General features: G+C 70.6%; 11 protein-coding genes and 1 pseudogene. 7 read left to right on the plus strand and 5 right to left on the minus strand.

The features are described 5' to 3' along the window. The first annotated feature begins 4 nt into the window (after nucleotides 1-4). Nucleotides 5-760, plus strand: a complete 756-nt coding sequence (locus ACIQU3_RS27525; RefSeq protein ID WP_403928204.1) for a hypothetical protein — start codon at nucleotides 5-7, stop codon at nucleotides 758-760. Nucleotides 761-779: 19 nt separating this feature from the next. On the opposite strand, the gene ACIQU3_RS27530 is transcribed toward ACIQU3_RS27525, so the two are convergent. Next, complete coding sequence (locus ACIQU3_RS27530; protein ID WP_403731770.1) at nucleotides 780-1,187, minus strand: DUF1992 domain-containing protein; 408 nt, start codon at nucleotides 1,185-1,187, stop codon at nucleotides 780-782. Between the two features lie 106 nt (nucleotides 1,188-1,293). Here ACIQU3_RS27530 and ACIQU3_RS27535 point away from each other — a divergent pair, with 106 nt between their 5' ends. Continuing rightward, a complete protein-coding gene (locus tag ACIQU3_RS27535) occupies nucleotides 1,294-1,686 on the plus strand; it encodes a hypothetical protein (protein WP_403731773.1) in 393 nt (130 codons plus the stop codon). Nucleotides 1,687-1,769: 83 nt separating this feature from the next. Here ACIQU3_RS27535 and ACIQU3_RS27540 read toward each other — a convergent pair whose 3' ends face one another. Continuing rightward, the gene (locus tag ACIQU3_RS27540; RefSeq protein ID WP_403731776.1) at nucleotides 1,770-2,441 is read right to left on the minus strand and encodes an O-methyltransferase; all 672 of its coding nucleotides are present in this window, start codon (nucleotides 2,439-2,441) and stop codon (nucleotides 1,770-1,772) included. Nucleotides 2,442-2,530: 89 nt separating this feature from the next. Next, nucleotides 2,531-3,916: a glycine betaine/L-proline transporter ProP gene (gene proP, locus ACIQU3_RS27545; RefSeq protein ID WP_403731779.1), complete on the minus strand. Its 1,386-nt coding sequence runs from the start codon at nucleotides 3,914-3,916 to the stop codon at nucleotides 2,531-2,533. 371 nt (nucleotides 3,917-4,287) lie between these two features. On the opposite strand from proP, the gene ACIQU3_RS27550 reads away from it, so the two are divergent. Next, a complete protein-coding gene (locus tag ACIQU3_RS27550) occupies nucleotides 4,288-6,342 on the plus strand; it encodes a bifunctional glycosyltransferase 87/phosphatase PAP2 family protein (protein WP_403731782.1) in 2,055 nt (684 codons plus the stop codon). A 33-nt stretch (nucleotides 6,343-6,375) separates the two neighbouring features. Further along, a complete protein-coding gene (locus tag ACIQU3_RS27555) occupies nucleotides 6,376-6,801 on the plus strand; it encodes a peptidoglycan-binding protein (protein ID WP_403928206.1) in 426 nt (141 codons plus the stop codon). A 113-nt stretch (nucleotides 6,802-6,914) separates the two neighbouring features. Here the strand turns inward: ACIQU3_RS27555 and ACIQU3_RS27560 are convergent. Further along, nucleotides 6,915-7,202 (minus strand): annotated as a pseudogene (locus ACIQU3_RS27560) (ATP-binding protein); the annotation flags it as partial. A 123-nt stretch (nucleotides 7,203-7,325) separates the two neighbouring features. Here ACIQU3_RS27560 and ACIQU3_RS27565 point away from each other — a divergent pair. After that, a complete protein-coding gene (locus ACIQU3_RS27565; protein WP_403731802.1) occupies nucleotides 7,326-8,174 on the plus strand; it encodes a helix-turn-helix domain-containing protein in 849 nt (282 codons plus the stop codon). Next, nucleotides 8,134-8,409 (plus strand): DUF397 domain-containing protein, encoded by a 276-nt coding sequence (locus ACIQU3_RS27570; RefSeq protein WP_403731805.1) that lies wholly within the window; start codon nucleotides 8,134-8,136, stop codon nucleotides 8,407-8,409. Before ACIQU3_RS27565 ends, ACIQU3_RS27570 begins: the two co-directional genes overlap by 41 nt. On the opposite strand, the gene ACIQU3_RS27575 is transcribed toward ACIQU3_RS27570, so the two are convergent. Then, complete coding sequence (locus ACIQU3_RS27575) at nucleotides 8,393-9,562, minus strand: steroid 3-ketoacyl-CoA thiolase (protein ID WP_234845298.1); 1,170 nt, start codon at nucleotides 9,560-9,562, stop codon at nucleotides 8,393-8,395. The genes ACIQU3_RS27570 and ACIQU3_RS27575 overlap by 17 nt on opposite strands. Nucleotides 9,563-9,780: 218 nt before the next feature. Between ACIQU3_RS27575 and ACIQU3_RS27580 the strand changes: the two genes are divergently transcribed. Further along, the gene (locus ACIQU3_RS27580) at nucleotides 9,781-11,016 is read left to right on the plus strand and encodes a cytochrome P450 (protein WP_403731809.1); all 1,236 of its coding nucleotides are present in this window, start codon (nucleotides 9,781-9,783) and stop codon (nucleotides 11,014-11,016) included. The last annotated feature ends 178 nt before the right edge of the window (nucleotides 11,017-11,194 follow it).

Here is an 11,194-nt window from a genome sequence, read left to right on the forward strand (position 1 = left end):
GGCAATGACCGACATGTCCCGACCGCCCGGCGACCAGACGACGGATGCCCCGGACGCCCGTGGCGAGAGCGCGCTGGGCACCGGCCGCCGCACGAGCGCACCGGAGACGGGCCGTCATGAGACCGCCCGGAGTCCGGAACCGCCCCGCGAAGCCGGTCACGGCCTCGCAACCGGAACGGACCGCGGCGCCGCACCCGGCACCGACACCGGCCGCCACGTCCCACTCGGCACCGACGCGGACCGCGCCGCGGCGCACGGCACCGAAGTGCCCGGCACCGACCGGCGCGCGGACCGGCAGGACACGGGCCGATACGACACGGGCCGATACGACACGGACGGATACGACACGGACCGGCATGACACCGGCCGGCACGGCCCGGACCGGCATGACACGGACCGGCTGGAATCCGGGGGGCCCCGCGGCGACCACGGCACCGGCTCCGACAAAGCGGGCTCCGCCGAGCACCGGGCCCACCTCCTCGCCCACGAGGAGTGCGACAAGCTCGGCGGGCAGTTGCAGCACGCCGTCGCCGGGTTCGTCGACGGGCCCCGGGCCGCCGTCGAGGAGGCCGACCACGTCCTGGAGGAGATCGCGGCCCGCTTCGCCGAGGCCGTGACGCAGCGCCGCCGCACCCTGCGCCACTCCTGGCAGTCCGTCGAGGGCGGCGAGAGCAGGTCCGTGTCGTCGGCCGACACCGAGCAGCTCCGGCTGGCCCTGAAGGACTACCGCGAGCTGGCCGAACGGCTGCTGCACGTGTGACCCGGGGTGATCCCCCCGGTCAGCGATCCGCCCGGCGCTCCCGCCACCGCCGTACGACGTCCTCGACGTCGTACGGCTTCTTTCCCAGCGGGGGGCCGGGCGGCGGCTTGAACATCATGTCGCGGATCTTGACGTTGACCTCGTCGATGATCTTCCGGACGATGCGCTCCGAGGGGGCCGCGAGCGCGGCGTCCAGCGCGTCCTCCGCCTCCTTGCGCAGGGCCAGGGCCGGCGGGAGGACGGAGAAGCCCTCGCGGGCCATCTTCCGCTTGACCCACCACAGTTCGTCGTAGGTGCTCTCGATGTCAGGGGGGAGCGGTTCGCCCGCGCCCGGCAGCCGGTCGAACTCCCCGCGCGTCTCCGCGTCACGGATCTGCTTGTCGACCCAGGACTCGAAGTCGACGCCCGGTGGCTTTCGCTCGGTCATGAGGCCATTGTGCCGGACACCGCGCAGCCGGGCGTTTTATCATGCGGCGGGCCAGGAACCTGTCTGGCCCCCGGGGACGGCCCGGGACCTCATCGAAGGAGCGCACGTGCTCGAACTCACCATGGCCACCGTCGCGGAGGCGGAGGCGGGCGCCACGGCCGGCATGCTCATGGCCGAAGCGCCAAGCGAGCCGGGCGCGGTGCTGCGGGTGGGCCGCGACAAGTCCGTGTGCCGGCTGAGCACGCCGGACGACTGGCTGTTCGTCTCCCGCGTCCACCTGGAGTTCCTGTGCGGGCCGGACGGCACCTGGCAGCTCACCTGGCTGCGCGGCTCCCAGCCCGACCCGTCCTCCGAGGTGCGGCTGACCATGGGGGAGTACGTCCAGCCGCTCGCCTACGGCGGCACCGTCCCGCTGCCCAGGGGCGGCAGCGGCGAGATCATCATCCAGGACCGCACCGCCCCGCGCAGCGTCAACGTGGGCTTCTACCACGAGGTCTGACCGCAGGGCCGCGCGCCGGCCTGCCCGCCGGCGCGCATCCGTCGTAGCCCTTCGTCCCCACCGTCCCGGCTCGCGGCAGGGCCTCACGCCAGCACGCGCGCCAGTGCGAACCCGTCGTAGCCCTTCATCCCCACCGTCTGGATCGCGGTGCCGCTCAGCCTCGGATGGCCGGCGATCAGCTCGATCGCCGTGCGGGTGCCCGTCACGTCCGGGGCGGTGCTGTCCGCGTCGACGACCCGCCCACCCCGTACGACGTTGTCGAGGACGATCAGGCTGCCCGTGCTGGTGAGCTTGACCGCCCACTCCACGTAGTGCGGGTTGTTGGCCTTGTCGGCGTCGATGAAGACCAGGTCGAACGGGGGCGGGTTCTCGTCGGCCAGCTTGGGCAGCGACTCGAGGGCCGGGCCCACCCGCACCTCGACGAGCTTGTCCAGACCGGCGCGGGCGATGTTGCGGACGGCGACCTCGGCGTGCCGGGGGTCGTACTCCAGGGAGACCAGCCGTCCGTCGGCGGGCAGGGCCCGGCCCAGCCAGATGGTGCTGTAGCCGCCGAGCGTGCCGATCTCCAGGATGTGCCGGGCGCCCTGGATCTGGGCCAGGAGCTGGAGGAGCTTGCCCTGGTTCCCGGCGACGTTGATGTGCGGAAGCCCGGCGGCGTCGCTGTCCCGCAGGGCGGCCGCCAGTGCTTCGTCGTCCGGGGCGAGGTGGGCGGTGAAGTAGGCGTCGACCTCGTCCCAGACGTGCGACTCGCTCATGCACCTCTACCTTTCGTCAGCATAGTTAGCATCCCTAACTACTGGCGCTGACGAAGATAGTTGGTGCGCGCGGCGCTGTCAGCGGGTTTTCACTCGGCGTGTCGACCCGCCACCGAGGGCGCCGAACCGGGCAGCGGACGCCCCGCCGACTCCGCCATGCGCCACACCGCGAACCCGCCGACGACGGCCGCCGCCATCATGTAGTAGGCGGGCATCATCATGTTCCCGGTCGCGCCGATCAGGGCCGTGACCACCAGCGGGGTCGTGCCGCCGAAGAGGGACACCGAGACGTTGAAGCCGATCGACAGCGAGCCGTAGCGGACCTTCGTCGGGAACAGCGCCGGCAGCGCGGACGGCATCGACGCGGTGAAGCAGACCAGCAGCATGCCGAGGGCGCCCATGCCGAGCGCGACGGCGAGCAGGCTGCCCTCGCGGATCAGCAGCAGGGCCGGGACGGACAGCAGCAGGAAGCCCGCGCAGCCGGTGGCGATCACCGGGCGGCGGCCGACGCGGTCGGTCAGCGCGCCGACGAACGGCTGGGCGATCATCATCGCGGCCATCACGCCGAGGACGACCAGCAGGCCGTGCGTCTCGTCGTAGTGGAGCTGGCCGGTCAGGTAGCTGGGCATGTACGACAGCAGCATGTAGTCGGTGACGTTGAAGACCAGCACCAGGCCGACGCAGAGCAGCAGCGCCCGCCACTGGCCCGCGACCATCTCGCGCAGCGGCGTCTTCGGGCGGTTGTTCTCCGCCTTCTCCGCCTCGGCCGCGAACGCCGGGGTCTCCTCCAGGCGCATCCGCAGGTAGAGGCCGATGATGCCCATCGGGCCCGCGATCAGGAACGGGATGCGCCAGCCCCAGGAGGTCAGGTCGTCGGTGGAGAGCAGGGCGGTCATGATCGTGACCAGGCCCGCGCCGCCGATGTAGCCGGCCAGCGTGCCGAACTCCAGCCAGCTGCCGAGGAAGCCGCGCCGCTTGTCGGGGGCGTACTCGGCGATGAAGGTGGAGGCGCCCGCGTACTCGCCGCCGGTGGAGAAGCCCTGCACGAGCCGGGCGGCCAGGAGCAGGATCGGCGCGCCGACACCGATCGTCGCGTACGACGGGATCAGACCGATCGCGAAGGTGCCCGCGGCCATCATGATCATGGTGAGGGCGAGGACCTTCTGGCGGCCCACGCGGTCGCCGAGCGGGCCGAAGACCATGCCGCCGAGGGGGCGGACCAGGAAGGCCGCGGCGAAGGCGCCGAACGTGGACAGCAGCTGGGCGGTGGGGTTGCCCGAGGGGAAGAAGACCTTGCCCAGGGTGACGGCGATGTAGCTGTAGACGCCGAAGTCGAACCATTCCATCGCGTTGCCCAGCGCGGCCGCCTTCACGGCGCGCTTGACGAGCGCGGGGTCGGTGACGGTGGGGTCGGGGGTCTTCGCCGGGCGGGACTTCACGAGGGAAGCGGGGGCGACGACTGAGGCAGTCGACAAGGCTGACTCGCCTACCTTTCGACGGGGACAGGGACGCGGTCCCGCGCGGCGGCGCTGTCGTACGGGCCGAAAAAGCGACGATAGGCGGATTTGCTCCGCTTACGGGCGGTACGGAAGTCGTTGCACGCTGCATGTAAACCGTCGCTGTGCTGGCGCTTCTGCCCCCTCGTCGACGGTTGTCACGTGATCTTCATGTGATCCTTGTCGCTTCCGCCGTGAGGTGGCCGCCAGTCGTTCCGCGGCTGTCGCGCCTTCCGCTCCGTGGTTGCCGCGCCTTCTTCCCCGGGGCCGCCCGCTCCCCATAGGGTTCATTGGGTAAATCACCACATTCTGGACATGTGGGATGAACTGCTGCGGAAGGTCGATGAGGCGTGGCGAACGCGGACCACGGCGGACGACCGGCGGAGGGCTTCGGAACGACGGCCGCCGACGGGGCCCGCACACGCCTGCGCGCCGCCCGGCTCGGACTGTGGCTGATCGCCGCCCTCCTCGCCGCCCGGCAGGTGGCCGTCGTCCTCGCCACCCCGCGCGGTGAGCGGCTGACGGACCTGGAGACCTGGGTCGGCCCGAACGGCGTGCTGCATGTGAACGGCTCGCTCTACGACTCCACGCGCTTCACGGGCACGCCCTTCGGAGGCCTCGTCCTCAAACCCCTCACCCGTTCGGCCGAACAGGCGCTCGGCTGGGGATGGACCTTCGGCACGCTGCTGCTCGTCGTCGCCCTCGGCCTGATCGCCGCTCGCGCCCTGCCCCCGCCGGTCAGCCGCCGCACGGCCCTGCTGGCCGCGCCGGCCGCCGTCAGTCTGCTGATGCTGTCCCTGCCCGTCCGCAGCACGCTGTCGCTCGGCCAGACCAGCATCATCCCGGTCCTGCTGGTCCTGCTCGGCTGTTTCACCGCCCGCGGCCAGCGGACCAGCGGCCTGCTCATCGGCGTCGCGGCGGCGCTCCAGCCCACCCTGCTTCTGTTCGCGCCGCTGCTGTGGTGCACCGGCCGCAGACGCGCCGCGCTCGCCACGGGCGTCACCTTCGCCGCCGGCACCGGGCTCGCCTGGGCCGCGATGCCGCACGACTCCTCCCAGTACTGGGTCCACCATCTCGCGGGCGCCGGCCTGGGCGGGCGGGCCGACGACCTCGCCAACCAGTCCCTGCACGGCGCGCTGCTCCGGCTCGGCCTGGACGGTCCCGTGGAGATCGCGCTCTTCCTGGCGCTCGGCGCGGCCGTCGTCGTCACGGCCCTGCGCCGGGCCGTGCGGTACTTCGGTGACGGCCAGCTGCTGCTCGCCGTCGCGATCACCGGCTGTGCGGCGATCGTCGTCTCGCCCACCGCCTGGGAGCACCAGCTGCTGTGGGTGCTGCTCGCGATCGTCGGCCGGGCCGGCACCCGCGCCTCGGACCGCTACGTCTGGCCGGTCGCCGTCGTCCTGATCATGACCCTGCCGGCCCGGATGCTGCTGCCGGACATGGCGTTCCTCCGGCCGCTGCGCGACAACGTCGTCCTGCTGGCCGCGCTCGCCGCCGCCACCGCGGTGCCGTTCCTGTCCCGCTCCTCGCCCGCCTACCGGTCACCGGCACCGCCCGCCCCCGCGCCCACCGCGCCGACCCGCTTCCGGCACGTGCCGCTGGTGCCGTTCCTGCGACGGATCCTCAGCCGGCCCAACCTCCTGCTCGAACTGCTCCTCCTGCGTGTCACCTACGCCGCCTACTCCCAGGTCCGGCTCGCGGCCACCGGAGGCAGCAACTCGGCCGGGCGCGCCGAGGCCGAGGAGCACGGCATGCAGGTCTACGACGTCGAACGGGCCCTCCGTATCGACGTCGAGCACTGGCTCAACCACACCGTCGTCACGATCGACCGGCTGCGGGACTTCCTCGACTTCTACTACACGTCATTCCACTTCGTGGTCCCACTGGCCGTCCTCGCGGTGCTCTACTGGCGCCGCCCCGGCGACTACCGCTGGGCCCGCTCCGCCCTCGGCTTCGCCACCCTGCTCGCCCTGGTCGGCTTCTGGCTCTACCCCCTCGCCCCGCCCCGTCTGATGCCGACGCTCGGCTTCATCGACACCGTGCACGGCACCCAGGACTTCTCCCGGCCCGACTACGGCACGCTCACCGCCCTCACCAACCAGTACGCGGCCATGCCGTCCCTGCACTTCGGCTGGTCGCTGTGGTGCGGGCTCGTCATCGCGGTCCTGGCGCGCCGGTGGTGGGTCAAGGCGCTGGGTGTGCTGCATCCGCTGCTCACCGGCCTCTCGATCGTGGCGACCGGCAATCACTGGGTGCTGGACGCGGCCGGGGGAGCGGTGGTGGTGGCGGCCGGCTTCGGCCTGACCTATCTGCTTCAGGGCCCGCGTCCCCGTCCTTCCACCGTCCGGCCGCCCGGCCATGGCTCCTCCCCGAGATGCAACCAGGTTGAGGGCCGCGCACGATGAGAGGAAGGGCATCCCTCCCTGGAGGTGATCGGCATGCGACGTGTGCTCACCGTCCTGGCGGCGCTGGCTCTTCCGATTTCCCTGGCGGGAACACCGGCTGTGGCAGCGTCACATTCAACCCATGCGACCGCCGCCGTGAAACACGCCACGGCAGTCGACCAGTTGAAGCATCCAGCAGCTCTCGTGGCTCAAGGGCCCGACGACGTATGCGACTTCACCGACAATCGGCCGACCCTGCACCTGGGGTCCTCCGGGGCGGTGGTCCAGCAGGCGCAGTGCTATCTGAACCAGGCGATCGGCGCCGGCCTGGACGAGGACGGCGACTTCGGCCGCATCACGCAATCCGCGACCAGGGATTTCCAGCAGTGCGCCGGCATCGTCGTCGACGGCCGCATCGGAGCCCAGACCTGGTCGTTCCTCTCTTTCTGGGCCAACGCACCTGACGCGCCATTCTGCTGACGGGCTGTCGCCGGGGGCGGCTCCTGTTCCCCGTGGGGCCGGCCCGCGCACTCGAACCACACGGTCTTCCCGCCCCCCGACCACAGCGACACGCCCCACTTGTCGGCCATCGCGTCCAGCAGGAGCAGGCCCCGGCCGTTCTCGGCCTCCGTGTCCGGCACCTGCGGGATGCGCGGCAGTTCATCGCTGCCGTCCGTGACCTCCACCCGTACGCCGGTGCGCTGCCGCAGCAACAGCAGCGCGCAGCGGCGGTCCGGGACGTGCCGTACGACGTTGGCGAGCAGCTCCGTCACGCCCAGCTCCACGGCGTCCGACAGCTCGGGCATGCGCCACTCCTCGAGGAAGGAGCGGACGATACGGCGGACGTGCCGGGGGGCGTGCGCGCCGACAGTGAGACGCATCGCGTACTGGGCCGGAATGTATTCGTTCACGAGACGAGGCTGACGTGCGATGACTACCCTCGGCTACGGAACGGATACAACCGGTTCCGTTGTGGACCGCGTTGCGCGAGAGGGGCTTTCGTCGTGACTCACATCAACTCCCTCGACCCGGGTGCGTCGCCGCTCGACTACTACGGTTTCGAGCTGCGGCGGCGCAGGGAGGCCGCCGGGCTGACCCAGCGGCAGTTGGGGGACATCCTCAACTACACCGGCTCCCTGGTGGGCCAGATCGAGACGGCCCGAAAGCTTCCGACGCCCGAGTTCAGTGAACGGGCGGATGCGGCGCTGGGGACGGACGGCATGTTCTCCCGCCTCGTCGAGTTGGTGTTGCGGAGTCGGCTTCCGGCGTGGTTCCAGCAGGTGGCTGAGTTGGAGGGGCGGGCGACGGAGGTCAGTACCTTCCAGGCCAACGCCATTCACGGCCTTCTGCAGACCCCCCAGTACGCACGTGGCGTGCTCGGGGTGCTGGACGACACCGACCTGGAAGACCGCACTGCCGTCCGGTTGGCACGACAGCGCATCCTCGAGAAGGGGCAGGCCGCGGTCCTCTGGATGGTCATCAGTGAATCCGTCCTGTACCAGGAGGTGGGCGGTCGGGAGACCATGCGGGGGCAACTGGCCCATCTGTTGGCCTTCGAGCGCACCCCCGCGGTCAACATTCAGATCTTGCCGTTCTCTGCTGGGGCGCATGCAGGAATGCAAGGCTCGTTCACCGTCTTCCGGTTCGCGAGCGACGCGGCCATCGTCTACACAGAGGGCTACGGCAGCGGGCATCCGACCGCGAATCCGGACACCGTCAGGGACTGTTCGCTCCGTTACGATCATCTGCAGGCCGCCGCGCTCTCCCTCAGGGATTCGGCGGAGTTGATCCGGCGATTGATGGAGGAACGCTATGGCGAGCAACGCGCTTCCGGCGGGGACGCAGTGGCGTAAGTCCAGCTACAGCGGCGATCAAGGCGGGGAATGCGTCGAATGCGCGCCGATCGGCAACCTGGCCTGGCGTAAGTCCAGCTACAGCGGTGACCAGGGCGGCGATTGCGTCGAGGTCGCCGAAGCCCCCGCCACCGTCGCCATACGCGACAGCAAGGCCCCGGCGGGACCGGTCCTCACTCTCGATCCCGCCGCGTTCACCACCTTCGTCGACTGGGCGTCTACAACCGCTGAATGATCGTGCCGGTGGCCAAACCGCCGCCCGCGCACATGGTGATCAGAGCGAACTCCTTGTCCGCGCGCTCCAGTTCGTGAAGCGCCGTCGTGATGAGCCGGGCCCCGGTCGCTCCCACCGGGTGCCCGAGCGCGATCGCGCCGCCGTTGACGTTGACCTTCGACAGGTCCTGGTCGAAGACCCGCGCCCAGCTCAGCACCACGGACGCGAACGCCTCGTTGATCTCCACGAGGTCGATGTCCTTCAACGACATCCCGGCCTTGCCCAGCACCGCGTTCGTCGCGTCGATCGGGCCGTCGAGGTGGAAGTGCGGGTCGGATCCCACCAGCGCCTGGGCCACGATCCGGGCCCGGGGCCGCAGCTTCAGCGCCCGGGTCATCCGCTTCGACGCCCACATGATCGCCGCCGCCCCGTCGGAGATCTGCGACGAGTTCCCGGCGGTGTGCACCGCCGTCGGCATGATCGGCTTCAACGCGGCCAGCGCCTCCGCCGTCGTGTCGCGCAGCCCCTCGTCCTTGTCGACCAGCCGCCACATGCCCTGCCCGGCGTGCTGCTCCTCCTCGGTCGTGGGGACCTGCACCGCGAACGTCTCCCGTTTGAAGCGCTCCTCCGCCCAGGCGTGCGCGGCCCGTTCCTGCGAGGCGAGGCCCAGCGCGTCGACGTCGTCGCGGGTCAGTCCACGGTGCCGGGCGATCCGCTCGGCCGCCTCGAACTGGTTCGGCAGATCCACGTTCCACTCGTCGGGGAACGGCTTGCCGGGCCCGTGCTTGGAGCCCGACCCCAGCGGCACCCGGGACATCGACTCCACCCCGCAGGAGATGCCGACGTCGATCACGCCCGCCGCGACCATGTTGGCCACCATGTGCGAGGCCTGCTGGGAGGACCCGCACTGCGCGTCCACGGTCGTCGCGGCCGTCTCGTACGGGAGCCCCATGGCCAGCCAGGCCGTGCGCGCGGGGTTCATGGACTGCTCGCCCGCGTGGGTGACAGTGCCGCCGACGATCTGCTCGACGCAGTCCGCGGGGATGCCGGTGCGGCCCAGGAGTTCGCGGTAGGTCTCGCCCAGGAGGTAGCCGGGGTGGAGGTTGGCGAGCGCGCCGCCGCGCTTGCCGATCGGGGTGCGTACGGCTTCGACGATCACGGGTTCGGCAGCCATGGGTGCGGGTCCTCTCCGGGAGGCTCAGCGGAACTAGTACGCGTTCTAGTTCTGCAAGCAGTGTGCTGAGGGCTGCTCGGTGACCGCAATAGTCGTGCGGGCAATTGGCGGGCCCGTGCCTCTTGCTACTTGTAGAACCCGTTACTACCGTCACCGCAACTCCGCACAGCTGATGGGCCGTCAGGCCGATGAGTCGGTACGAGTGGTGGGAGCCGCCCATGCCCTGTCCCGCGCTGCCCGACGGGTTCGACTTCACCGACCCCGACCTGCTGCACCAGCGGGTGCCCCTGCCGGAGTTCGCCGAGCTGCGCCGCGCCGAACCCGTCTGCTGGGTGCCGCAGCCGGCCGGTCTCGCAGGCTTCCAGGACGAGGGCTACTGGGCGGTCACCCGGCACGCCGACGTCAAGTACGTCTCCACGCATCCGGAGTTGTTCTCGTCGTCCCTCAACACCGCGATCATCCGCTTCAACGAGCACATCGAGCGCGACGCCATCGACGCGCAGCGGCTGATCCTGCTGAACATGGACCCGCCGGAACACACCCGCGTGCGGCAGATCGTGCAGCGCGGCTTCACGCCCCGGGCGATCCGGGCGCTGGAGGGCAGGCTGCGGGCGCGGGCCCACTCCATCGTCGAAGCCGCCCGCGCCCACACCGGGCCGTTCGACTTCGTCACCCAGGTCGCCTGCGAACTGCCCCTCCAGGCGATCGCCGAGCTGATGGGCGTCCCCCAGGAGGACCGGGACAAGATCTTCGACTGGTCCAACAAGATGATCGCCTATGACGATCCCGAGTACGCCATCACCGAGGAGGTCGGTGCCGAGTCGGCCACGGAGATCATCGCCTACGCGATGAACATGGCCGCCGACCGCAAGCAGTGCCCGGCCCACGACATCGTCACCCAGCTCGTCGCGGCGGAGGACGAGGGCAATCTCAGCTCCGACGAGTTCGGCTTCTTCGTGCTGATGCTGGCCGTCGCGGGCAACGAGACCACCCGCAACGCCATCACCCACGGCATGCACGCCTTCCTCACCCACCCGGAACAGTGGGAGCTGTACAAGAGCGACCGCCCGGACACGGCGGCGGAGGAGATCGTGCGCTGGGCGACCCCCGTCGCCGCCTTCCAGCGCACCGCCACGCAGGACACCGGGCTCGGTGGCAAGCGCATCCGCAAGGGCGACCGGCTCGGGTTGTTCTACGCCTCGGCCAACCACGACCCCGAGGTCTTCGACGACCCGGACACCTTCGACGTCACCCGCGATCCCAACCCGCACCTCGGCTTCGGTGGCGGTGGTCCGCACTACTGCCTGGGCAAGTCCCTCGCCGTCCTGGAGATCAACCTCATCTTCAACGCGATCGCCGACGCCATGCCCGGGCTGAGGCTCGTCGGGGATCCGCGGCGGCTGCGGTCGGCGTGGATCAACGGGGTGAAGGAGCTGCCGGTGAGCACGGGCTGACGTATCCGCTCCGGACATGGCGCAGGCGACGGCCCCGGGGATCAGGGGGCCGCCGCCTGGTCGTCCAGGGAAGCAGGGCCCCGGCCGTGCCCGCAAAGCCCGCCATTACTAGGCCGGGCCGCATGTCCGCACCGCCCCATGGGGGTGACCGGGGACTTGTTGCTACGGCCCTGCTTCG

The organism is Streptomyces sp. NPDC101110, assembly GCF_044759525.1.
Classification (GTDB): Bacteria; Actinomycetota; Actinomycetes; order Streptomycetales; family Streptomycetaceae; genus Streptomyces.

Bases quoted from the DNA above. Each gene is read 5' to 3' on its own strand.
- ACIQU3_RS27570 (WP_403731805.1), top strand. From the start codon at position 8,134: ATGGCGAGCAACGCGCTTCCGGCGGGGACGCAGTGGCGTAAGTCCAGC.
- ACIQU3_RS27530 (WP_403731770.1), bottom strand. From the start codon at position 1,187: ATGACCGAGCGAAAGCCACCGGGCGTCGACTTCGAGTCCTGGGTCGAC.
- ACIQU3_RS27575 (WP_234845298.1), bottom strand. From the start codon at position 9,562: ATGGCTGCCGAACCCGTGATCGTCGAAGCCGTACGCACCCCGATCGGC.
- ACIQU3_RS27555 (WP_403928206.1), top strand. From the start codon at position 6,376: ATGCGACGTGTGCTCACCGTCCTGGCGGCGCTGGCTCTTCCGATTTCC.
- ACIQU3_RS27540 (WP_403731776.1), bottom strand. From the start codon at position 2,441: ATGAGCGAGTCGCACGTCTGGGACGAGGTCGACGCCTACTTCACCGCC.
- ACIQU3_RS27580 (WP_403731809.1), top strand. From the start codon at position 9,781: ATGCCCTGTCCCGCGCTGCCCGACGGGTTCGACTTCACCGACCCCGAC.
- ACIQU3_RS27525 (WP_403928204.1), top strand. From the start codon at position 5: ATGACCGACATGTCCCGACCGCCCGGCGACCAGACGACGGATGCCCCG.